This is a genomic window from Paenibacillus sp. FSL R7-0333 (assembly GCF_038000365.1).
GTDB classification, from domain to species: domain Bacteria; phylum Bacillota; class Bacilli; order Paenibacillales; family Paenibacillaceae; genus Paenibacillus_AQ; species Paenibacillus_AQ silagei.
This window is the reverse complement of the sequence record NZ_JBBOBZ010000001.1, coordinates 739204-762965: the sequence shown is the minus strand read 5'-3', so window position 1 is coordinate 762965 and position 23762 is coordinate 739204. Positions and strand designations below refer to the sequence as shown.

Genomic DNA, 23762 nt, shown 5'->3' with positions numbered 1-23762 from the left:
AAGAAAATTATCGTTTTGGTAGAGCGATATCCATTAATTATAATTCCATTCACTCTTGAAGCAAGCCATATTTCTTGCGGAATCTCTGCAGCACCTTGGTCCAGCCTCCGGCCAGCACCGCTAAGAAGAATACATTCGACAAGGCATGGGCCAGATCGAAGTAAAAGCTTGCGGCAAACGTAACGGCAACCAGCCGCCAGCTTAAGGCATCCGGCAGACTGAGCAGGACCCAGATATTCATAATCCAGCCGAACAGGAACCCCCAGATGAAGCCAAACACCAGCAGCCCGGCCCGCCGGCGCAATAGCCAGCTCCTCCGTAGCCACCCGGCTGTAAGTCCGGTCATACCCCAGGCGAACATCTGCCATGGCGTCCAGGGCCCTTGCCCGAAGTAAATATTGGAGACCAGGGCAGCGACTGCTCCGATAACGAACCCCGCCTCTGCCCCGAAGACATAAGCGGAGAGGATGACAACGGCCGACACAGGCTTTACCCCCGGCAACGCAGCAAAAGGAATCCGGCTGACAGCTGCAATAGCGGACAATACAGCCAGCAGCACGAGTTCACGGGACTGGAGCGGCCGGCGCTCCAGGCGGATGAACAGCGGCAGGAGAGCAGCCAGCAGCAGCACCACGCTAAGCAGCACATAATGCCGGTCAGTGAATGCTGCGGTAAGCGCAAGCCCGGCGGTGAAGAGTCCCAGGGCTATTAGCAGCGGAATGCGGAAGCGGGCCATGCGCGAATCACATCCTCTATGGTCAATGCCTGCGGCAGCCAGTCCCGCACTATCCGGTTGACTGCCGTGGTATAGAAGTAATTGCTGCTGAAGAACTCAGCCGGTGTGCCCGCTGCCGTAATTCCCCCGTCAAACAGGAGTGCACAGCGCGAAGCATGCTTAGCCGCGAATTCTACATCATGCGTTACGATGAGAATACTGATCCCCTGCCCGCGCAATTGCTGAAGCAGGGCGGCCAGCCTGTCTTTGGCGGCCGGATCAAGCCCCTTAGTCGGCTCATCCAGCAGCAGAATATCCGGCTTCATCAGCAGCATCATGGCAAGCGCGGCCTGCTGCTGCTGCCCGCCGCTGAGGTCATGCGGATGACTCTGCAGCACCTCCCGGAGCTGGAACACTTCGAGCAAAGCCTCAATCCGGCTTGCTGTTGCCTCAGGAGATAGTCCGGCGTAGCTCCCCATATGCTGCAGCTCCTCGGCTACCGTATCATAGCTGAAATAGAGCAACGGATTCTGCGCCAGGAGACCTGTTGTCTTGCCCTTGGCCAGCTCTATCTTGCCGCGCTGCGGCTTCATCAGTCCGTTCAGTACATGCAGCAGGGTCGACTTGCCCGCACCATTCCCGCCCATGACTGCCAGGAGCTCCCCCTGCTTAAGTGTCAGCGTGAGCTTCCTCAGGACCTCCCGGCCCTCCTTCTCATACCGGAAGGTTACTTCGCGGCAGGTGAGCAGAGACGCTGCGGCGGGACTATTCAAGTTATTAACCAGTTCAGCGCCTGCGGCAGCGTCCGTTCCTGCCATCAGGGAATGTATCCAGCGTCTGCCCTCACGCACCGTCAGCGGAATGTTCTCCGTCGCAGCCGAATCCGCTTCCGGAGCAAGCGACAAGTACAGGCGTGAGGCGGCTGGCAAGTAACGCCCAGCCGAAGTCAAGGCTCCGCTGCCGGTCTGCCGGGCGAACAGGCGGGGAGCGGCATCTGCCAGCAGCTTGCCGTCTTCCAGCATCAGCACACGATCCGCCAGCGGCAGTACCTCCTCGAGCCTGTGCTCGCTGATGATCACCGTGACCGCCATTTCCTCGTTCAGCCGCTGTAGCGCCATCATGAATTCCCGTGCAGCAACAGGATCAAGCTGGGAGGTTGGCTCATCCAGCAGCAGCACCTTGGGCTGAAGCAGCAGCACTGAGGCCAGGTTCATGAGCTGCTTTTGTCCGCCTGACAGCTCATGTACCGGACGGTAGAGCAGCGGCTCCAGCCCGAACAAGCCGCAGATCTCCGCCAGCCGGGTCCGCATGACAGCAGGCGGCAGCCCCAGGTTCTCCATGGAGAAGGCCAGCTCATGCCAGACCGTATCCATCACGATCTGTGCATCCGGGTTCTGGAAGACCATCCCAATCTCCCCGGCGGCCACCGCTGCCGGAAGCCCGGACAGAGGCTGCCCTTTGTAGGTCAAGGTTCCGCTGGATGAACCCACCGGAGTGAGCTCCCGCTTCAGATGACGCAGCAGGGTGGTTTTGCCGCTGCCGGACGGGCCGCAGAGCACGACAAATTCCCCCTCTTCTATGACGAACGATAGCTCATGGAGCGTGTCCCTGTCTTCTTCAGGGTATCGGAAGGATAATTGCTGTGCTTTGAGGATCTCCATAACCATTTCTCCTTTCCTTCCAGTCCCGCAGGAATCAGCACGAACAGGCAGAAGCTGCCGTACATGACGGCCTCCTGCCAGCCGAAGTCCGCTGGTCTCATCCGGGGATAGATCTCCAGCTTGCCGTAGCCCTGCACCCAGAACAGCAGCGTAACCACACCGCTAACGGTTAACAGCAGCATCACCAGCTTATCCTGCAAATCGGCCTTGTATATCGTGTAAGTGCTGCGTTTGGTACTTCCGTAGCCGCGGGCTGTCATGGAATCTCCTGTCTGCAGGGCTTCCTCCAGCGACCAGGTCAACAGTACTTTGAGCAGCGTCATTCCGTCCGTCATTCTTTTCTTAAGGCTTCCCGTACCGGCATCTATCCCGCGCAGACGCTGGATCAGCGTAATCTGGCGCAGCCGCCGCTGGAACAGCGGTACGAACCGGATGGCCATCAGCGTCAGCAGCGCCGTTCTCGGCGCAGCCGCCGCGAACAGGTACATGAACTTATCTGTAGTCACCGTGTAATTGTAGGATATAAACCAGATAAAAATAGTAAGCAGCATAGTCATCATCATCAGTCCATACAGCACAGCTTCCAGCGTAATAGGCTGATCCAGCCAGTAGAACAGAATATGCGCCCCTCGATGTGAGAACAGCGGGTTCAGCAAGGCCACGGAAGCTGCCATCAGCAGTATAAAAGGCAAGCTGCGCACCAGCTGACGCCCTTGTCCCTGCAACAGCAGCAGCGCCAGCAGTCCGGCTATCTCTGTAGCCAGAAATAACGGATGGAAGACCAGCAGAGTGAACAGCAGCAGCCCTGCATAATACAGCAGGGCTACTACCGGATGCATGGAACGAAAGCCGCTGCTCATGGCGCTTTGGCCCCCAGGTCTTTGCCTAGATCAAGTGTATACAGCCACTCGATGGTATCCCCGGGCTCGACGATCCAGCTACCCGCAGCCTTGGACGGAAATTCTCCATTCACCTTGTACATCCAGCCGCTCTCTGCCCCGTGATCACCCTCGTACAAATTATCTATACCTTCCACGTAAGCAAAAGCCTTGCTGCCCTGATATTCCATCTGGATCTTCTGCGCCCGTGTAATCCGCTTCAGCAGGTCCAGCACACTCTCGCCCTTCTTGATCTCGTACTGGGCAGCGGCCAGAATCACGCCATGCTCCTCATCTCCGGTGATGGAGAGAGTGACTACGTTGTCCGGCTTGGGTGTGGCCGCCGGGGACTTGGCGGGCTTGCTCGCGCCCGCCGAAGGCTGCGTCGCCGCTGCGCCTGGCGACGCCGGGGACGTGGCGGGCTCGCTTACGCCCGCCGAAGGCTGCGTCGCCGCTGCGGCTGGCGACGCCGGGGACTTGGCGGGCTTGCTCGCGCCCGCCGGTGGCTGCGTCGCCGCTGCGCCTGGCGACGCCGGGGACTTGGCGGGCTCGCTCGCGCCCGCCGGAGGCTGCGTCGCAGCTGCGCCTGGCGACGCTGGAGCTGCCGTACCTTCCGCAGGGGCGGATGGTACGGCAGTGCCCTCAGCGGCTCCCGGCAGCGGAGCCGCTTCGTCTCCAGGCCGCGGCGTCTGCGCGGCCGGGGTCCCGGCGGGCGGCTGCGGGCTGCCGCCTGCCTGATCCGGCTGCCCAGAGGAGCAGCCGGGGAGCAGCAATACCATCAGCAGGAGAAGCAGCGGCGCCAGCCTTCCCCGGCCTCTTTTGAATAGATTGAACATTACCAGCACACCTCCACAAAAGGGAAAAGAACGGGGGCCAGTCAGCCTGTTCCCCGTTCCTTCATACACCTTATGCTTACTTTTCAAGACATATCCGAACTAATTCCAAGCAAAATCGCCTGTCTAATGAGCCTGCAACGCTTCAACAACCCTATACGCCTCAACTACTCATCGGCACGGGGGCGGTAGTTGGATTTTCTACACTTAATTATTCTGGTTACGCACCTGTATAGAAATTAGTTGGATTTCAGGCATCTAATTCTGCCCACAACCCATCATACGGGAGCATCGAGCGTGAATAAGTGTTGTTTTTCCAACTAACTCCCGCTTTGCAGCAAATCCTGCCAGATTAGATGTCATTTATCCACTTATTGTCCGCCCCAGCGTACAGCACCCATCCTGCAGCGGAATGGAAATTTCAACTAAACTATACCATCCCCTACTCTTACTCAACTATGGCAATCTAACCGCTACAGCAGCAGCCATCTCACGGGTTACTACAGCAGTAGGCTCGAATGCGCCGCCGGTACCGCTCATATATCCAAGTCCCGTCACCGTACGGACAGCGGACAATGCATAGTCGCTAATCTTATCTTCATCGCTGAACTTACCAGCCCCTGCTCCTGCTCCGGCTGATGTAGCATCCAGCTTAAAAGCTCTAACCATCATCACAGCCATATCCTGGCGTGTAACCAGCCCGTCCGGTTTGAACGTTTTGGCGCTTACGCCGCTGATGATTCCTAGCTCCTTCGCCCGGTTCACTGTTCCATAATACCATGTACCAGCCTTAACATCACTGAAGGCCCCAGCGGAAGACGCCGCAGACGGCTCGTTCCCGGTTAACCGCAGCAGCAGTGCTGCAAATTCAGCACGGGTAATATTCTTTTTCGGTGCAAACAGCAGGCTGTCCTCACTCACACCATTCATCAGCTTGCGGTCATACGCCGTGTATACCGACTCCAGCGCCCAAGGCGAGATCGACTTCACATCGCCAAAAGCCGGACGGTCCGCCGCCGCAGAAGCCACTGTTACCGGAACCGTATGACGCACGATGGCCGGGGTTTTATCCTTCAGATATCCCGTAACCGTCAGGGTATATTTATTTGCTGGCAGTCCTCCGGCCACAACAGCCACGCCCGCAGCATCTGTAACTGCTGTTTTGCCGCCGATGGTTACCTGTACGCCTGCCGCCGGTGAGGTTACCGAATCGGAGGTGAAGGTCGCCTCATTCCAGACCCATTGCTTCTGGGTTACCTGCACCTTCAGATCTTGTCCAGGCTGCGGCTGTGCGGGAGTCACGGTTACGGCATCAACCACCTGCGTGTTGTCCCCACCATAATAGACCACAATGCGGTCATTCTCCTCCAGCGCGAAGTCGCCCATCCCTACACTTGGATAGATCCATGCTCCGCCGCGTGCGATCACGTACATCCAGCCATCATATCCACCAAAAGTACCCGCAATCACGCCGCCGATCCGTCACATAATTGCCTGCTTCATTGACCAGAGCCAGGCGCTTGGCTGCTGCTGTCTTATCCAGTGCCGTAAGCACATTTCCGGCGTACACGCTGCCCTCAGCCAAGGTTCCATTCGGACCTTCAACTGTAACCGAGACACTTACCTGAGGATTCTTCACTGGTATGCCGCTAAAATCAAAGAGCTTACCGCCTGTACCAAACAGCTTGTACGCTACCAAAGCCTCCAGCGCCTGCTCTGTAGAGAGCGGATTGGAGCTGCCGCCTGCAGTGTGGGCGAATCCGCCGCCCTCTGCGCTGAAGCTCAGCAGCTTGCTGACCAGATTGATATTACCCTTGGTATAATCTGCTCCTGCAGGATCAATGCCGAAGGCAGACAGACCGATGATGGCCTGAGCTACACTCTCGCTGCTGTCGCCATATCCGCCGTTCTTATCCTGTGCCTTAGCCAGCCAGGCTCCCGCCCGCTGACCGGCAGCATTCACTGCCGCTTCCTGCTTGTGTCCAGCCAGTGCGTTCAGCACCATCGCTGTCATATCCGGATCACTCCCACCCGTGGTCAGGGTGAAGCCGCCGTCCGGGTTCTGCTTCGCCAGAATCTCTGCCAGCAGCTTAGATTGTGTCCATTTTGCAGTTGCCGGGATCGTATAGCTGCCGGAATCCAGAGCCAGCAGTGCATAGACCGGATTATTCAGCGTCTGGCCCGTAATTTTATCGTTATTGTACAGCTTCTCGATCAGGTTAAAGCCTGCCACATTCGCCGGGTCGCCGCCCAGTGCCTTAACAGCCAGCGTGATCCGGGCATAGTCCGTAGCTCTGGCAAAAACACCCTTAGCCTCAGCCACCTTGCCTTCAAGCGCCTTCAGATAGCTGGCAGGAACCTTGTAGCCTGCTTGCGCAAGGCCAATCGCCTGCCAGTCCGACTGGACTCCGTTCTTCAGCATGAACTCCGCAGTGGCATAGACCGCAGCGGTTACGCTGGCTGCCTCACTTGCGGGCAGAGCGGATACCGCGGGTGCGGAAGTCCCGCCTGCCTGTGCAGCAGCAGCCTGTCCTGCCGGGGCTACGGCTGCTCCCAACAGTGCGAACAGCATAATGACAGCTAGTCCCAGCCGTGTGAACCTGGATGATAGAGAATGGTTCTTCATAACTAACCTCTTTCCTGAAATAGAATGGATGAATCCTGCTTCCTCCGCAGATAAAGCGGCAACCTAAAGACCGCCCTGTGCAGGGCGGCCGGGGAAGAATACAATACAGGGCGGCTGAAGGAGCCGATTGCTCTCCCACACTACATACAATACAGCATATACAGCCCTCGCCAATATCAGCATCTGCTTCCACATTCTTACCCCCGAAGAATAGAAACAACAACGAAAAAGGCAGGTCTCCTGGCTCATACTTCACCGCTTCCCCCGCCTTCCCATCCCGTTAGCAGACAGTGGCTCCTCAGGAGTTGCTCCGTATTTACAGTGGCGGGACCGCGCCGGACTTGCACCGGGCTTCCCTTTTAAGCAGATTCCTCTATTAGACATAGCCCTGCCAGCATCTGCTAGCGACAGCGCGCGGTCTCTGAGGCAATCTGCACCTTTTCCCAAAGCTTATTAAATTTTAATATTCTGAAACAATCATATCTACTATTCCCCTGTATGTCTATAGACAAGCTATTTCTATTCCATCCCCCCGAAGCCCCGCCCATTCCGCAGCAAAAAATCCTGAACAGCACATGCCCGCTACCCCGGCACATCGTACTATTCAGGACTATGGAGTCATTCTTCTGCTGTTAATTAAGCCGTTGGCGGTACTAACGGAGACAGCGGAAGCCAGGCGATTGTATTATGTACATTAGAATTCGTGTAAAAGCGGTCGATAACGCATTCTGCTGCATTTCATACAATCGATTGTGGCAAATAACCCTCCGCCGGGCCAAATTCCCAAAATCTAATGTACCGAATACAGCAGAACACCATATAAGGCTCGATATGCCTCATTCTAGTGTACAAAGTGCAATCGAGCAGCTTCGTTCGGACACTAGCACACTTAACTAATTACTTTATGCTCGTATCAGCCTGCCGGAGCGCAAATCATTGTACTACATAAAGTAGTATGCACCAGGCTCTGACCAGTCCACCATGCCGCGCTATATGCGCACAGCGGATCAGCTACCGCTAGTCGATCATCAGGTTCTAACTAATCAGCATTCATTTAATCCTCTAGCTTGCTGGGGGGCTGCCGTACCCCGACTAACTAAGGTACTATTCTAGCTCCAAACGTTATGCTTAAATGCAATCTGTACAACTAAATCGTCTGATTTACTGCCAAATGTACTTTTAGCTGTATTTCATGCACCTAAAATGCTTCTGTACCGGCTTTTCGCCCATTCGGGCAAAATTAGTTGTATGGAATACAGTTACGAGAGGAACGTCTTCCTTTTCACTGTTTTTAGTTGTACGGAGTACACCTATCACTGTAAGCAATGTTACTCAGTACCATCACTTGGTATCGACTCAAAACCGTCAGTTAGTTGTGTGAGTCGGCTGAATGACTAAGGAGCGTTACTCGTTAGCGTTAGTTAAAAGCGCCACTCGGTAGCGTCAGTCGGTTGAGTGAATCAGTAGCGTTAGTCGATTGCGTTGGCTGGTAGCGGCAATCAATTGCGTCAGTCGGTAGCGTTAGTCGATAGCATCAGTCGGTAGCGTCAGTCGATTGCGTTGGCCGGTAGCATCAGTCGGTAGCGTTAGTCGATTGCGTCAGTCGGTAGCGTTAGTCGATTGCGTCAGTCGGTAGCGTCAGTCGGTAGCGTCAGTCGGTAGCGTCAGTCGGTAGCGTCAGTCGGTAGCGTCAGTCGGTAGCGTCAGTCGGTAGCGTCAGTCGGTAGCGTCAGTCGGTAGCGTCAGTCGGTAGCGTCAGTCGATTGCGTTGGCCGGTAGCGGCAATCAATTGCGTCAGTCGATTGCATTATCCGATCGCGTTAGTTAAAAGCTTACGCAGCCTGCTTGTTGCCGCTGTGTTATTCCACGTCCTTGTCCGCTTCCGGGCTTGCGGAAGCGGACGGCTCCGCACTAGGCGCGGCTGTGGCTGTGGCCTCCGGGGCGCTGCCCGGATCTGCCGCCAGCTTCAGCGAGTATCTTCCGGCGGTGATCATATCACCTGCCGCCAGCTTCGCGCCTGCTGAAAGCTCCACCGTCACCTCGTAGACGCGTGACGGAGGAGTCCCCGCCGCCGCTGGAGTGGCGGTTGCTCCACTATCCGCGCCGCTGTCTACTCCAGCGCCTGTCTCAGCGCTCGCACCGCCGTCCACTCCGGCGCCTGCCTCACCCTTCGCATCGCCGTCTACTCCGGCGCCTGCCTCACCCTTCGCATCGCCGTCCACTCCGGCGCCTGCCTCACCCTTCGCATCGCCGTCCACTCCGGCGCCTGCTTCACTCTTCGCACCGCCGTCCACTCCGGCGCCTGCCTCACTCTTCGCACCGCCGTCCGCTCCGGCGCCTGCTTCACTCTTCACATCGCCGTCCACTCCGGCGCCTGCTTCAACCTGGCAACTGCTAACCGTTGCCTTAACCTCGTAGTCCGTAACGCCGCTGGCGGACTCCACGCCGATCCGCTCCGGCTTGAAGGCGGAGCATTCCGCAGCATCAGTGAAGCTGAACAACAGCTTAACGCCGTTATTCTTACCCGCTTCTCCGCTTCCCGCATCACCGCTACTATTCCCGCCAGTCCCTGCATCACCGCCGATAAGCCGGACAGAGACCGGGGCCGCTACAGCGGCCCCCCCGGTCACTGCCGGAAGCGGGCTGGGGCTGGCCACCGGCGCAGCTGTATCCCTGCCGCGTCCCCCTAGCTGGCTCAGCAGGATAACCGCCGCAATCAGAATGATCCCGAGGATGCTCCCTGAGATCAGGATTTGAAATCGGCTGCGGCTGACCCACCGCGCCAGCGGCGAAGCCAGCTGGGCGCGGGCTTCATTGTAGACAGTCTGCATGGCAGGCGTTGCTGTGTCGAGATGGGTTTTGCGGAATTCCCGGTTCTTGAACGCCTCGCGGTCGCTCTTCAGGAAATACCTCAGCACGGCCCGCTTGTAATTCGGCCACAGCTTCTTGCCTGAGCTTGCGAACAGCCAGCTGTGCTGCGACCAGTCCAGGAACCGGTACACCGTCTCCTTGTCATTGCCCGCCTTGCGGACCACCAGATCCAGCAGCGCATCATAATCCAGCGGCCCGCCTTCACGTTCACTGCTGTGATAGAAGGCCAGCGGCAGCCGGTCGAACGGCTCCAGGCTCCGCGCTTCCTTCAGCCACCGCGCGCCGAGCAGCTGTACATCGTCCAGCTCACGCGGCGTCAGTCCGGCAAAAATCTCCTCGTCCGGCGACTCCTCCCCGAACCAGCGGTAGGCCGCGCGCAGCGCATTCGCTTTGCGCTTCGCAATCGCATCAAGCGGCGGCTGCCAGTCTGCCGTATCCCGGTAACGCAGGAACGAGATCTCCAGCAGCTGCTCCATCGTCAGCTCGTCCAGCGAGAGCCGGTTCAGCAGGAAGCGGTCAGCAACTGTGCCGAGCTCCTCCATAACGGACAAGGCCTCCGGGTATACGCCGCCTCTGCGGCGCTGCTTCTCTGCCTGCTGGACCGCTTCATGAACAGCCGTTACCGCCGCTACCGGATCGGATTCCCGCTGCAGCTTCTCCAGCAGATATTCCTTGAAGGTATCCCGTACCGCTGCCTGCTGAAGCACCTCCGGAAGACTCCGGCCAAAGTGGCCCACGAGGCGGAGGATATCCGCCGTTCCGGCAGCGGCCGCCAGCCGGGATTCCAGATACGGCTCGAACAGCGCTCTGCGGAAGAGAGATTGGGACAGCACTTTTTTGAAGAACGCCTCACTAAGCTCCGCATCGCTCTCGATAATCCCGTAAGCCGCCGCCAGCACATCCTCCCGGCCCCCGGACTGGCAGTTCAGCATCCCGTTGATGAAGTAATCGACGATCTTCACCCGGTAATTATGGCCCGGCAGCGCGTAATACGCCTTGAACTGCTCCAGGATTTCAACTGACGGAATCCCCTGCTTGCGGATCAGATCATATTCGCGGTCGAACCGCTCCAGGAACATATCATTCAGCCGCACCCGCGAGTCCAGCTTCCCCTCCGGCTTCAGATAGGACAACAGGCCGCCGAGTATAGCGTTCTTGTTATCTGTATATAAGGCTTCGTTGCCTTGCTCGATTTCATAAAAGACCGCCAGCTCATTGTAGAGCGCCAGCGACAGCTTACGCTCCGCACTCTCCCCGAGCAGCAAGCTGTCGGCAAACTTAGCGAAATCACGGAGGCTTCCGCCCTTCTCCACCAGCGTTTTCCAGGCCAGATCGGCATAGATCTGCCGCGACTCGCCGAAGTCGGTATTCAGGAACCTTGCGCCGGCCAGATCGAAGATATAATCCTTCTCGATATTGCGGTCGCCCGGACGCAGAGAGCCCTTCTCCACGAAGGTCAGGTGAATGTATTTGCGGCTCTGCGGCTCCTTGGCATACGTGATCACTCCCAGCCTGCGGCGGAAGTCATACGGCAGCGCAGCGAAGAGGACCTCCGTCAGCCGGGCCGCACGCTGCGACAACTCACTGATCGGCACATCCAGCGCTACATAGATTTTCTTCTTCCCGGCTACGGACAGCATCACTGCCTGCAGCAGGGCTTTGAACAGCTCTTCTGTGAAGCCTAGACCGGACAGCACGCTGCGCGGGTCTGACGGCTCGTCCAGCGGACGGGTTGCCACTGGAATCGACTCCAGCTCAGGCAGTGTCCCGCCAGGCTCCCCTTCATAGCTCCGGGCAAACCCCGCATGCAGCCAGTCCCCGTACCCCTCGACAATCTCTTCGGAGCGGATAGGCGGCACCACGAAATTATGGGCAAAAAAAGCGCTCCGCTGCCCCGTGAAATCCGCCGCCAGATACCGGCTCTCTCCAATCACTGTCTCGTTGCTCTCCGTATGGAACAGATGCAGCGCAGCAGGATACAGCTCCTCATCCTTCTCGCCGCGTGCCGTAAGCTCAGCCGGGGCATCGTAGAGGCAGAAGGGATGCAGAATTTTTTTGACAAAATTATTGTCGAGACTCTCCGATTTCGCTACCGTATCGAAGCCCTCTGTCGACCGGTATACGCCACGGCGCTCGCGGGTATACATCTGCTGGGTGATCATGGACCCTGACAATCTGTTCACGGCCCGTCGCTCCCCTCAATATAATTCAGCTTGTGCAGCAGCCAGATGAACGGCTCATCCACCCGGATCGGGCTGACTACGCCCTCCACCTTCTGATTGACCGGATTGCTGCCCAGCGCAGACACGGCGAAATACCCGGTATTGGCAAAATACACATCCATCGTATCCTTGAACGGACGGTCCACCTTCTCAATGAAGCGCCGGATTTCACCGTCGATGTTGTGGAACTCGTCCAGGTTCAGCGTTTTGCGGTGCACATAGTTGTTGAACACATTGCTGTTCGACTTGATATAGTCGCCATCCTCATCCTTGAGGGAGTGGAGCATATCGCTTTTGGCCAGGACGACTGCGGTCGGAATCTCGGTCTTGCTCTTCTCCTGATAGGCGATGAAATCACCGAACATGGTCAGCACCACATCACGCGGCTCATCATACTGCGATACCCACTCTCCCGGGCGGTCGCCGAAGTTAATGCGGATCTTCTCCCGGACCGAACGGATCTGCAGCGGATCGACCATGAACAGAATCCCTGCGGAGTTCTTGATATGCTGGCCGTGCAGGCCCAGATAATCCTGATCGACCATGCCTTCACCGGCAACATCGAAGAACACCAGCGTCAGCGGGGGCTTGGACTCATCCTTGAACACGAACTGGAAAATAAACGGCTCCTGCATCTTCTCCTTCTGGGTAGACGCCAGCAGATCCCCCCGCTCGAACAGCGGCTCCTCATACAGGGTGCGGAATTTGCGGCTGATCTCGGCATTCAGCGGCATACAGGCTGCGTCGAAATGCCCTGCCGTCGTATGCTGGAGCGTATGGATCAGCGAGGTCATATAGACAGACTTCCCGACCTGGGAAGCCCCGATAATCGAGATAATATTGCTAGGCACCTTGCCGGCCGTTACAGGCAGCTCGTTATGGCAGGACGGACAGAGCCGTCTGCGGGTCATCACCCCATAGCGGTCGGTGAGCCCGGTCAGCACGTTGTCTGTATAATGATGGTACTCCTCCGGGATATCCGCCGGATGCAGAACCGCCTCCATATCATCCACCGTATCGAGGCCGAAGCGCTCCCGGTATTTATTCAGCAGATCATCCTCACCGAGCGCATAATTCTCATCATCCTCACGGCTGTGCATGGCCCGGAACACCACTTCCTCCGGCTCAAAGCGCGTGAAGCAGAACGGGCAGACAATATCGTAATACAGCGGCCTCGCTGCGGGCTGATTCTTCTTCATGAAACGGCTAAAAAAAGACATCTCTCATCCTCCTCAGGGTGTGTCAGCACCCGGTATGCTGCTCCCGCTCACTCGGGTACCAGCTCATAATACGCCCCGTATTTAGGCCCGTCGGTGAAAAAAATACGGATAAAGTCGTCCTTGCCGACCTCAATCGGCGGGAGCTGGTTGCGCCCGGGAGCGAAGTCCTGGACGAACGGGAACCTTGCGCCGTCCTCCTTGGAGGACGGGTGCGCATCCCGCTTTTTGACGTAGCAGAGCACTTCCTTCGGTACCGGCACCTCGGCAGTGATCGTCATCTGCACGGTTTTCAGCTTGCTGAATAACCCTTTTTTGTGCTGGACCGCGTAGTAGATCCTCGCTTTGCCCGCACTGACGAGCGCCCGGTTACCGCCATCCTGCTGGCGGACCAGCAGCGTCTCCCCATTCTCACTGAGCCGCACGTAAATGGTATAAGCCACCATCCCGATCTCGTCCAGCCGGTCCCGGTACCCGTTATTCGCTTTGTACTCTTCACGCGTATAGAGCTTCATGCCCGGAGGCGGATGCTCATGACTGTCCGGTGCCTCCGCAGAGGCCTTATGAATATATACTGCCTGTACACCGTCCGGCCAGCGCCAGCGCAGCGTACAGAACCGGTCCTCCACTCTGGATACAACTTCGGCAATAACCGGTGCTCCAGCGTCTGCCTCGGCGTACTTCATGGCAACCTGCCCCTTTCCCTGCATCTGGCTTTAGAACCCTTTACTGCCGCGGTTACGGCGGGGTGAATGAATACTGTCCGCAGGTGCATTACCAGCTCCGGCAGCTCTTCCCCGGCGCGACAGGCGCCCTTCCCCTACAGGCACGATATATGTGAACAAGGTGAGAATAGCCGCCAGAACGAGCAGCGCCAGCAGCCGGGTCATAGGGTCCCAGAGCGTGTCGCCGTTCAGGCCGGATTCCAGAATCAGCCCCGCCACAAGTCCCGATACCGCGCCTCCGATACTGAAGCTCCGGGCCAGATGGCGGTTATCGAACACAATGCCAAGGCCCAGACCCAGCGCCGTGCCGAGCAGCATCAAGGCCAGCACACGCACCACAGCATAATAAGGGCTGTCCGCGGTCTGGTCGCTGCGCTCGGTCAGCAGTGTCCGGTCTCCCAGACGGTCATAAATCTGCTGGAATACATCGCCAAGCCGGTTCGCATCGGCCACATCATAATACTGTCCGCCGGTACCGCTGGCGATATTCTGCAGCAGACTTGCGCCGGACGGATCATCCAGGGCCAGCCCGATCGTATTTACTTTAATTCCCCGCGCCACATAGTCTGTCAGCTCCGTAGAGGTATTGAACTGGCTGACGCCGTCGGATAAAAGAATAACCATCGCCCCGCGGTCCGCGCCGTCTTCATGAATCACCTTCATTGCTTCGGCCAGCGCGCCGCTGATGTTCGTTCCGCCTTCGGTCGTCTTCAGACTGCTGATGACCTCCATGACCTTCTCGCGGTTCGCCGCTTTGGAGAGCGGGAGCAGCGGCTGGACGACGGAAGCCTCATTGCTGAAGGTGACTACGGCGACTTTGTTGTCTTTTTTGAGCTGCTGCACCAGATTCTTGGCCGCCGCGTAACGCCGGTCTGACGGATCGCTCTGCATCATGCTGCCGGAATCATCGATCACCATGACGACATTCTTAACCGGCTTGCTGCCGCCGAAGTTCAGCTCGTACACGAACTCGGTCAGCGTGCCCATGCCAAGCAGCAGCACGACCATGAGTGGGAACATTTTCCACGAGGTGCCCAGATAACGCAGCTTCCAGGACTGTCCGTTCAGCCTCGGCGAGATCGTCTCTGCGACCAGAGCGCCTATTCCAACACATAAGGCCCAGATGGCAAAATAGATGCCGACCAGCACCATCTGAGGTAAATCATACGGCCTGCGGTCCAGCAGCAGCTCACCGAGCACAAACGCTACACCCGCGCCGAGCAGACTGAACAGCAGCAGGAGCAGATTGATTTTTCGCTGCATTGCATTTCATCCTTTCCGGGAAAAGCTTGCTCAACACACGCTTCCCCATTTCATTCTATTGCACATCCGGCAGCAGAATGAATGAGAATTGTCCTACTAAGCCTGTTAGTGTAGGCCCGCACCCAGGTCCGAGACCCGGAGCCTAGGCATTATTATGGCAAACCCTCGGATTTCGGCCGTCCCCCTGTAATCAGGGGTACTAGTGCTCCTCATTTGGTGGTTCGACGGGCATTTGGCGAAATCAGGGGCACTAGTGCTCCTCATTTGGTGGTTTAGCACACTTTCGGTGAATTCAGGGGCATTAATGCTCCTCATTTGGTGGTTCTGCACACTATCAGTAAAATCAGGTGTACTAGTGCTCCTCATTTGGTGGTTTTACACACTTTCGGTGAAATCAGGTGCACTAGTGCTCCTCATTTGGTGGTTCGGCACACGTTCGGTGAAATCAGGTGCACTATTGCCAACACTTGTCAGCATTAAAGGGATTTATCCCTCTCTTTCCGCCATCCAGCCCACTTTCAGCAGCATTAAAGGGATTTATCCCTCTCTTTCCGCCATCCAGCCCACTTTCAGCAGCATTAAAGGGATTTATCCCTCTCTTTTCCGCCATCCGGCCCACTTTCAGCAGCATCCGATGAGCCTCTGAACTAGCGTGGACTATAGATCCTGCGGTTGTGGTAGCCTGACCTAATATGGTTGTGGTAGCCTGACCTAAAATAATAGTTTGTCATAACACTCCACTAATCTAATCTAATCTCTACTCTGCTCATCCAATCTCATTTCCGTTCACCAGCATTCCACTCATCTCATCTCCGGCAGTTGCTCCTCTTCCAGACCGTGGAGCTGGTATCCGTTGCCGGCATAAGTCTCGTAATAGACCTTACCGTTGCGGTAATAGAGCAGGTCCTCCAGGTGGAAGCCGCCCATCAGATTCAGCTTCTCCACGCCGCTGCGGCGCTGCTCATGCACGAAGCCGAGCCGGTAGATGCGGGTGGTCTCGTCTGCACTGAAGGCATAGCGCAAGAATTCGGAGGAGCTGTCGCCGAAGAAGTACTTCTCCTCATGCCGGTGCTCCTGCGTATATTCGAACAGGCGAACATTCATCGCCGCCTCCTCCTCCAGACTGCGGTAGAGCTGCTTGAACAGCTCCTCCTTGGAGACAATGTCCCGGTTCTCGTAGGCTGCTGCGACATTGGCCCGCCGCAGCAGCTCTTCTTCGAACGGTAGGTTGAACGGCCCCGCTGTAAGCAGCTCCCAGCGGCACAGCTCGATCAGCCGCTCGGCCACCGCCTGGCCGCCTCCGTTCACCAGCAGCCCGGAGAGGCTGCCCAGGAACCGCTCGCTGAAGAAGATTCCCGCCCCGCGCCGGTTCTCGATGTCCTTCATGACCTCATCCGTCACCGTGCGGTAGTACTCCATAATATTCTGATCTACCGTCTCCTTGCTGCGGCCGATGCTGGCCAGAGCGACACTCTGCAGCTCCTCCTCCAGCGCTTCCATCTTCGCAACCTTGGTCTTGCTGTCTGCATGCAGTTGCTCCAGTGCAGCGTCATAGCGTAGACAGAGGGCCAGCTCGCTCTCCAGCAGCAGAAGCTCATACTTCTTGCCGTAGACGGACTCGAACAGGTAATGAATGAAATTGCGCACCGTCCGTTTGTCCAGCAGCGGCACCCGCTGGAACGGCTGGCGCTCCACGCTCTCCGCATAGAGCCGTTCCAGCTCCTCCTGACCGGAGAGCAGAGCAGAACGTAGTCCGCCCATATGCTGGCGCAAGGCCTGCAGGACGCTGCCTCCCTCACCTGTCTTCTCACTGGTCCATTCCGCCAGCTGGTAGAAGGTGACCGGGGAGGCTCCTGCTTCCCCGGCAGCCAGTACTCCGGCCCACTCCCGGGCCGGATCAATCCCGGCAGCCCTACGGGCAGACACCTCCGCAAAATTACTGCGGAAGTAAGCCTGCGCCCCTTCCCCGAACAGCAGCTCCTCAGCCTCGCGCAGCGAGAGCATCCGAAGCTGTGAATAGGACGGACGCCCGTGGCTCATCAGCCCGGTCATCTCGGCGAGAGCGGACTGCTCTGGCAGCAATTCCGCCGCGCGGTCCCGCAGGGTATCCGCTCCAAGGCCAAGCATCGCCTGCCGCTCCTTCAGACTCCGGGTATGGCCTGCACGCAGCCGCCCGGACAGATAATGCAGTGCATGGTACAGCACCGCCAGTGCAATCTGGCGGTTCGGCCGCCGCACCGCCGAGAAGCCGGCAGACGCATAGCCTTGTCTGCCTGTGCTGCCGCGGATGCCGCTTTTGAACGTCATATTATTGTAGCCGCCGTGCCCGGAGGCCTGATCGGCCGCAGGCCGGACCCGGTTCTTCAGCAGGCTGATGTGGGCGATAATCTCGTAATTATCGTCCATGCCATGGACGGACATGAGTCCGCGCTCGTTCTTGTCGGAGAGCAGATAGACCAGGTCGAACAGCGGAGAAGGGCCATGCGTCACCGGAATGGACAGCCCTTCCTCCGTCACCAGCAGCGGAGCGCTTAAGGCATAATCCGCCGCCTGCATCCCGTCCAGCTCACGCAGACAAGCCAGCCCGACCGAGCTGGAATAGCCGAAGTTATCCCCCTGCTCCCGTTCGTTAATCAGCGCATACAGATCCATCTGTACCGATTTGAATGACTGGCTGAGAATTGCGCGGGCCAGCAGCACGATCTCCGGCAACAGCACATTCTGCGGGTCATCGACCCGTGTAATGACAGACAGATGGATGACGTCAAAAGAAGAATACAGCCGCCCGTAATCCGCTATGCTGTTGCTTAACTGACGCAGCGTCCTGTTCATTCCGGCCAAATACTGGCTATCCTCATGAAATTCACGGTATAGCTCACGCCGGACCGTACGCGGATCACGCCCTGCCGTATCCGGCAGGGTCATGTGCATCACGCGTTCATGGACGCTGCTGTTTCCGCTGCCGATCCGCCCCTTGACCCCCTCCTTCTCCTGCGTACTGCCGCTGCCGTTATGCGAACCGGCATGCAGTGCCATCACGCCGCCTGTATTGTCCCATTTACGCTGGCAGCGTTCCAGCACCGGACCGATGGCCGGGGTCACCTTATCGCCCAGGAACAGGAACAGCGCAGGGTAATGGATACTGCTGCGCCCATCCCCCTTATTATGCTGTGCTTCCTCCTGGGCGGCGTATTGCTCGGCATATTGTAAGGCCTGATCTCTGATCATAGGCCTACTTCAGCTTTCTGCGGATGCTGCCAAGCTTGCCGGTCAGGCTCTTGTAGAAGCCGTACATTTCATCTCCGTTAGCATGCTCTACCCGCTCATATTCCAGAGCGTCACGTGCCTCCAGGAACGAGACATACATCCCTTCCAGCTTATACAGCAGCGGAGTTACATCTTCAGCTGCGGTCATTTCTCCGGCCCGGCGCGCTGCCTTGCGGAGCAGGAGACTGCGGCTTTTCTCATCCAGCTCACGGAAATGGCGGTAGACGGCATACTCCACATAGCTGCGTTCCTTCATCAGATTCGCGAACGGCTCCCAGGCATCCTCGTCCTCGTCACGGTCATAGACATAAAGCGCGCCTTTTTTGGTAATCGTATCGGTGTATAGCGCTTCGATGAACTGGTCCAGCCATTTGTCCTCATCCAGATGCTGATGCACCAGCGCTTCCAGTTCCGCAGATTTGGCCGCCAGCGCATCGTATTTCGCCAGCTCCTCACGGACACGGGCGATGAGCTGCGGGGAACGGATCAGGTTCTCCTGCGCCAGCTCCAGATTAATACTGCCGAAGATATCCTTCACGGCTTCACGTTCAATACCTCCGGTGCGGAGCGCTTTGAGCTCCTCAGCGGCCTTGCGCACTTCACCCAGATTCGGACGCGGCGCATCCAGCTGCAGATCATAAGCACCCAGCAGCTTGCCCAGATCCAGCGGCTTCGTGAAGATCACCGAGAAGCGGCTGCTCGTGTTCTCGTCCACACCCTTTTCTATAATTACACCCGACTCCAGCGCCCGGCCGAAATCTGCCCGCACCCTGGCATTGTACTCACGGACCCGCGGATTCGCATACGTATCGCCCCAGGACTTCTCCGGGATCGGCGAAGGCAGATAGGTCCAGTTGTCCTTATCGGTCATCACCAGATGGCGGCCGATGCCTTCCTTGTCGAGAATGGTCCGCTCGTAGTTCTCCTCGTACACCCGCAGCGGTGTATATACGAACAGCGGCACCCCGTTGCGTGTATTCAGCCAGAAAATCCGGTTTTTGACCTCGCTCTCCTTGATCGTAAACTGCGATTTGCCGAGTGCATTATTCTGATAATTCCGTACACCCTTCAGAATCCCCGGCGCCTTCACCGGCACAGAGACGAAGCCCCAGGACGGGAAGTGCAGGCTGCCGGAGCTGTTGCTGAGGTGGAAAATCGGCACCGCATCCTCATCCAGACGTCCGGCAATAATCCGCTCCACGAACTTATCCAGCGGCTCCTCGCGCCCGTATTTCATCACCAGGAAATCCTCCATCGAGCGGGTAATGAGGTCCCCGAACTTGTCGCTGAGGAACTCGGATATGGAGCGGACAATATCAATCTCCTGCTCCCTTACCCAGCGCCCGGAATGCTTCAGCATCTCGCGTGTGAAGTCACGGATCAGATCATCGCCGTCCTTCTGGTCCATGATTTTGGAGATGGTCGCAGAGATATCCGGCACGTTAACGATATTCCAATAGTAGGTTTTGTTGCCCTTGTGGTCGGCCTGCTCTTCGCCGTTAATCAGAATGTCGCCATTCTTCTCGAAGATCGAGCTGAGCGCGGTCAGAATCTCGGTGAACACCCCGTAGATCCGGCTGTTCTCTTCATTCAGCAGCTCATACAGATCCTCATAGAACTGGATCATCTGCTCGGTGCGCTCCACATCGGCATGCAGCCAGTATTCATTGATTTTGGCTTCAATATAGGCGTTCTTCTTCTTCTCCTTGGACACAAAAGCGCTCCGCGCATCGCCCAGCTTATCCTCTGCACTCTCCTGTGCGGTCTCAATATCACGCGGCAGGCGCAAGAGACTCTCGCGCAGCGCTTCAATATAAGACTGGATCAGCTTCAGGATGCAGAAGCCCTTCTCGGTGTACAGCAGCCGCGACACATAGAACGGCCCCTGCTCAGGATGCAAGAAGATGCGCTCCAGCTCTTCGCCGAACTGTCCGGCAATCTCACCCGGAAGCTGCTTCTTGGATTTGATATATTCCTCACGCGCACGGGCCAGGAAGTTCTGCTCCAGCTCCGTATCCATGCTGACGACCTGATTCTTGACGACATTGGCATGGCTGAGGCGCTCGCTGTTCTGATAACCCGGCAGCGGCTCCGGCACACGGGACTCGAACGTCTTGATCATCGTATCAAGATCAATGCCGAGCTTGCGCGCCATCTTCTCCACATCCTCCTGATTCGGGGCGTGATGGAACATCTTGTCCATTTTGTCGAAGAGACGGTAAGCCAGGTAAGTTGTCATTTCCTCAATCGGCAGCACGGCCGAGGATGCCCCGATAATGTTGTATTCATAGTTGGCAGGATAGGTCTTGTTCATCTGGGCAATGTTCGTGCGGATGTTGCTGATATAGTCATGGATGGCGAATTCCTCGCCGGAGGCCTTCTCTTCACTGGCCATGAAGTTGGTGATATTCTCAGCCGTCACGTTCATGCAGTAATCGTAGGCGTTCTCCAACAGCTTGCCTTCCGTATTCGTTGCGGAGATGAGATGACAGAGATTGAACGGCGGCAGCGGCGAGTTGACGCTAAGAATATTGCCGTACTTCTGGCGGAAGCGTTCGCCTCGGCTGTCCACGTTCATCCAGTAGTCCAGCTCTTTGAGCGCGGCATACCCGTTCTTGCGGATATATTCGCGGGTATGCTCGCTGAGGCTCTTGTTGGACAGATTGACGTCCGGTGTAAACAGATAGCCCAGCGTATTGACACGGTCTATCCCGGCTGCGCCGTAGTCACGCTCAATAATGCCGCGCACGATGTAGGCAATATCTAGGAACGCCCCGCTGCCGGTTCCGCCGGACAGACCGGTAAGCAGGAAGACCATGAGCTTCTTGCTGGTGCCGACAGACAGCGTCTTGATCTTCTTGTCGATGGCGGCAACCACCTGGTTGATTTTCGTGAACAGCAGCAAGCGTCCGGCCTGACGCACCCCGGCGGCTCCGTTCATCCCGTCTGTGATGCTCAGCTCCGGCGACAGCCAGTCTGTAATGTAAGAATCCAGGATGCTGCGGTTCTGCAGCAGTCCGCCGATCTCGGCATTGGCCAGCAGCACGAATTCATTCTGCGGGTCGAGGCCGATGCCCTTGTATTTTTTGCCGCGGTCCTGTTCATTGGTCTCGAACGCCAGGAACTCCACGTTGTCGGGCTTATCCCGCTTCTTCTTGGACAACGGATCTTCAGGCAGCTTGAAGCGGCGGTTAATCTGGTATTTGAGCCGCAGCAGGGCATCGATGCCCGTGCCGCCAAGCCCGATAATGAGGATCGGGTTGTCAATGGTATCCACTCTGATCTTGTCGCTGACGATCCCTCCGCCAAGCGATACATCCAGCTGTTGAATATGTTCTCTTACTACCGGTTTCATAGGTTCTCCCCCAAAAGTTGTGATAGCCTACGCATCCCGAATCACTTCGCATGATTGCTTCGGGAGCATACACTTAGCCTGCTTATCAGATCAGATATTCCAGAGAAATCGTCTTGTCTACCGTCTGCAGAGAGACCGTTACCCGGTCCCCGCTCTTCATCTCCAGGCCCCGCGACGTATCGGCGGCACGGCCTGAGCGTTCTACAGTAATGCCCTCGCCGCTGCGCAGCAGCAGGCGGTCATTCGTTCCCGGCGTGAAGACCAGCTTCTCGCTCTCCTTCAGCTCCGGGGCCAGCTGCAGCAGCTGGTGAAGTGTGAATTTGCCGCGGAAGCCGGAGAGCTTCTTGTACTGCGGATAGGTTTTCTCTCCTGTGTTGTTGTCCAGCACCTCTACCACCATCTGTCCGACGAACCCCCGGTTCGCCTTACTGCGCAGCAGCCAGAATGCGGCTGCAGCAGCCAGCAGCAGTACAATGCCGCCGATGATATAGTACAGCGTGTTCGAGGTCTTCTCCTCGGCAGGCTCTTCGCCCGCAGGAGTGCCTGCTGACGACGGGGTGGTCGCCACGGTTCCGGTCTTGGCATTGATGGTCAGCACATCGCTCTCCCGATAGAAGCTGCTCTCTTCGGCCCGGACCTTCAGCTCATATTCATGATTATCCTTAATTTCAAAAGCACCCTTGAACTCTGCACCCGAGTTATCCAACGGAATCTCCTGTACCTGGCCGGTGTCCTTATCTGTAGCCAGCAGCACAGCCTTCATATCCTGGTACAGGCTGCTCTCCGTTACCTCTGTCCCGTTGCTGAACAGATGCGAGGAGATATCCACCGTGTCGCCTTTGCCGTAAGACTTGGAGGGCAGGGCATCCAGCTTCAGCTCCAGATCGTAGTTGAATACCAGATTGATGTCGATCTTATCCTTCGGCACTCCCTTGACCCGGAGCTTCCAGTCTCCCTCCTCCGGCGACAGCAGCTTGATCAGCGTATAGCTGGAAGACTTGGATAACAGCACTTTATCGGAGGGAATCGCTACTTCCTTCCCCGCAGGGTTACTGAGCTTCGCGGTCACCGGCTTCGAGGACATGATGGAAATATTCGCTTCGAGCACGCTGCCGTTAGGCACATTTACCGTAACTTCCTGATAATCGCCGTTTGCCGTAATAGACGGCACCGGCACGACCTTCAGCTTCAAGTGGCTGGCAAAAATCTCGCTGAGAATCTGCGGCAGATCATCCGCGGAATTCGTGGTGAACGCCTTGCCGCCTGTCTCGGTGGACAGTCCGGCCAGAATATTCTTGTTCAGCTTGCCGTCCGCATTCAGTCCTATGGTATATACGGGATACCCCTTCTGCTTGGCAGCCTCTACTGCCGCCTTCAGCTCCTTGTCGGAATCGGACTGCTTGCGGCCGCTGGCTTCGTTGAGGTCATTGTTGCCGTCCGCCAGCATGACGATCATCGGCTCATGGCCGGGATCGCTGCCGTTCTCCAGCACCTTCACCGCTTCTTCCATCCCGACTGCCAGGTCCGTGTAGGGTCCGCGGCTAAGCCCGTCGATGAAATTCTTCAGATCCTCCTTGTCGCCGGCGGATTTGATGCCGAGCAGCGCCTTCTCGCGCTGCACCTTATCGGTGTAGGCCACAATGCCTACCTTATCGCCTTGGGTGGACAGCATATCTATGAACATCTTCATCGCTTCATTGGCTATCTTGTTCTTGTCGCTCTTGTTCATCGAGTTGCTGACGTCGATCAGCAGCACAGCGTCAATATGTGACGGTGCGGCTGAAGCCGCGCTGGCTCTCGAAGCAGCATATGGGGATACAGTGATACATAGAATCATGAGCAATACAGGCAATATGCGCTGTAGTCTATTCTTGGCCTTGCTGAAATTACGTTCGTTACGAAGCATAAATAGGGCTCCTCTTGTGTGAAATTAGGCGGATATGGCAGATCCGTAACGCATAGCTAAATTCTGTCAATAGCATGCCATTATGATATAATTAAACCTTGTAAACTTCAACATAGTGACCGCTGGACCGGCACTTCCGCGAGTAACAATCGCCATCCTGAGCCGGATAGACTATTCTAAGTATACGCCGTAATCCTGAATATTTGATTAAAAGACCGTAACC

General features: G+C 56.9%; 14 protein-coding genes and 1 riboswitch. Of the genes, 1 reads left to right on the top strand and 13 read right to left on the bottom strand.

Going from position 1 to position 23762, the window contains the following annotated elements:
* Window positions 1–49 precede the first annotated feature (49 nt).
* The 10 genes from MKY86_RS03190 to MKY86_RS03145 form a co-directional block, all read right to left on the bottom strand.
* Window positions 50–736: an ECF transporter S component gene (locus MKY86_RS03190; RefSeq protein ID WP_076078938.1), complete on the bottom strand. Its 687-nt coding sequence runs from the start codon at window positions 734–736 to the stop codon at window positions 50–52.
* Window positions 709–2376 carry an ABC transporter ATP-binding protein gene (locus MKY86_RS03185; RefSeq protein WP_076078936.1) on the bottom strand — a complete coding sequence of 556 codons (1668 nt, stop codon included), beginning with the start codon at window positions 2374–2376 and terminating at the stop codon, window positions 709–711. Before MKY86_RS03185 ends, MKY86_RS03190 begins: the two co-directional genes overlap by 28 nt.
* Complete coding sequence (locus MKY86_RS03180) at window positions 2292–3236, bottom strand: energy-coupling factor transporter transmembrane component T (protein WP_076078935.1); 945 nt, start codon at window positions 3234–3236, stop codon at window positions 2292–2294. Before MKY86_RS03180 ends, MKY86_RS03185 begins: the two co-directional genes overlap by 85 nt.
* Window positions 3233–4090: a DUF4430 domain-containing protein gene (locus tag MKY86_RS03175; RefSeq protein WP_076078933.1), complete on the bottom strand. Its 858-nt coding sequence runs from the start codon at window positions 4088–4090 to the stop codon at window positions 3233–3235. The genes MKY86_RS03180 and MKY86_RS03175 overlap by 4 nt, the downstream gene beginning before the upstream one ends.
* Window positions 4091–4543: 453 nt before the next feature.
* Window positions 4544–5521 (bottom strand): S-layer homology domain-containing protein, encoded by a 978-nt coding sequence (locus MKY86_RS03170; protein WP_340826088.1) that lies wholly within the window; start codon window positions 5519–5521, stop codon window positions 4544–4546.
* 7 nt (window positions 5522–5528) lie between these two features.
* Entirely contained in the window at window positions 5529–6713 is a 1185-nt protein-coding gene (locus MKY86_RS03165; protein WP_340826086.1) for a prenyltransferase/squalene oxidase repeat-containing protein, read from the bottom strand.
* A 213-nt stretch (window positions 6714–6926) separates the two neighbouring features.
* Window positions 6927–7119: riboswitch (cobalamin riboswitch) on the bottom strand.
* A 1453-nt stretch (window positions 7120–8572) separates the two neighbouring features.
* Window positions 8573–11767, bottom strand: a complete 3195-nt coding sequence (locus MKY86_RS03160) for a GAP1-N2 domain-containing protein (RefSeq protein WP_143803702.1) — start codon at window positions 11765–11767, stop codon at window positions 8573–8575.
* Window positions 11764–13026 carry a hypothetical protein gene (locus MKY86_RS03155; protein ID WP_036731360.1) on the bottom strand — a complete coding sequence of 421 codons (1263 nt, stop codon included), beginning with the start codon at window positions 13024–13026 and terminating at the stop codon, window positions 11764–11766. The genes MKY86_RS03160 and MKY86_RS03155 overlap by 4 nt, the downstream gene beginning before the upstream one ends.
* 47 nt (window positions 13027–13073) lie before the next feature.
* The gene (locus tag MKY86_RS03150) at window positions 13074–13709 is read right to left on the bottom strand and encodes a beta-mannanase (RefSeq protein ID WP_076078928.1); all 636 of its coding nucleotides are present in this window, start codon (window positions 13707–13709) and stop codon (window positions 13074–13076) included.
* Window positions 13710–13739: 30 nt separating this feature from the next.
* Entirely contained in the window at window positions 13740–15011 is a 1272-nt protein-coding gene (locus MKY86_RS03145; protein WP_076078927.1) for a vWA domain-containing protein, read from the bottom strand.
* Window positions 15012–15243: 232 nt separating this feature from the next.
* On the opposite strand from MKY86_RS03145, the gene MKY86_RS03140 reads away from it, so the two are divergent.
* Complete coding sequence (locus MKY86_RS03140) at window positions 15244–15657, top strand: hypothetical protein (RefSeq protein WP_340826076.1); 414 nt, start codon at window positions 15244–15246, stop codon at window positions 15655–15657.
* Window positions 15658–15812: 155 nt separating this feature from the next.
* On the opposite strand, the gene MKY86_RS03135 is transcribed toward MKY86_RS03140, so the two are convergent.
* From MKY86_RS03135 to MKY86_RS03125, 3 genes are all read right to left on the bottom strand, one after another.
* Window positions 15813–18239 (bottom strand): transcription initiation factor TFIID, encoded by a 2427-nt coding sequence (locus MKY86_RS03135; RefSeq protein WP_083684950.1) that lies wholly within the window; start codon window positions 18237–18239, stop codon window positions 15813–15815.
* Between the two features lie 4 nt (window positions 18240–18243).
* Window positions 18244–21633, bottom strand: coding sequence for a tubulin-like doman-containing protein (locus MKY86_RS03130; RefSeq protein ID WP_076078925.1), 3390 nt, complete (start codon window positions 21631–21633; stop codon window positions 18244–18246).
* 85 nt (window positions 21634–21718) lie between these two features.
* Window positions 21719–23539: a vWA domain-containing protein gene (locus MKY86_RS03125; RefSeq protein WP_076078923.1), complete on the bottom strand. Its 1821-nt coding sequence runs from the start codon at window positions 23537–23539 to the stop codon at window positions 21719–21721.
* Between the last annotated feature and the right edge of the window lie 223 nt (window positions 23540–23762).

Bases quoted from the DNA above. Each gene is read 5' to 3' on its own strand.
- MKY86_RS03185 (WP_076078936.1), bottom strand. From the start codon at position 2,376: ATGGAGATCCTCAAAGCACAGCAATTATCCTTCCGATACCCTGAAGAA.
- MKY86_RS03190 (WP_076078938.1), bottom strand. From the start codon at position 736: ATGGCCCGCTTCCGCATTCCGCTGCTAATAGCCCTGGGACTCTTCACC.
- MKY86_RS03180 (WP_076078935.1), bottom strand. From the start codon at position 3,236: ATGAGCAGCGGCTTTCGTTCCATGCATCCGGTAGTAGCCCTGCTGTAT.
- MKY86_RS03125 (WP_076078923.1), bottom strand. From the start codon at position 23,539: ATGCTTCGTAACGAACGTAATTTCAGCAAGGCCAAGAATAGACTACAG.
- MKY86_RS03175 (WP_076078933.1), bottom strand. From the start codon at position 4,090: ATGTTCAATCTATTCAAAAGAGGCCGGGGAAGGCTGGCGCCGCTGCTT.
- MKY86_RS03170 (WP_340826088.1), bottom strand. From the start codon at position 5,521: ATGTACGTGATCGCACGCGGCGGAGCATGGATCTATCCAAGTGTAGGG.
- MKY86_RS03130 (WP_076078925.1), bottom strand. From the start codon at position 21,633: ATGAAACCGGTAGTAAGAGAACATATTCAACAGCTGGATGTATCGCTT.
- MKY86_RS03165 (WP_340826086.1), bottom strand. From the start codon at position 6,713: ATGAAGAACCATTCTCTATCATCCAGGTTCACACGGCTGGGACTAGCT.
- MKY86_RS03145 (WP_076078927.1), bottom strand. From the start codon at position 15,011: ATGCAGCGAAAAATCAATCTGCTCCTGCTGCTGTTCAGTCTGCTCGGC.
- MKY86_RS03135 (WP_083684950.1), bottom strand. From the start codon at position 18,239: ATGATCAGAGATCAGGCCTTACAATATGCCGAGCAATACGCCGCCCAG.
- MKY86_RS03150 (WP_076078928.1), bottom strand. From the start codon at position 13,709: ATGAAGTACGCCGAGGCAGACGCTGGAGCACCGGTTATTGCCGAAGTT.
- MKY86_RS03155 (WP_036731360.1), bottom strand. From the start codon at position 13,026: ATGTCTTTTTTTAGCCGTTTCATGAAGAAGAATCAGCCCGCAGCGAGG.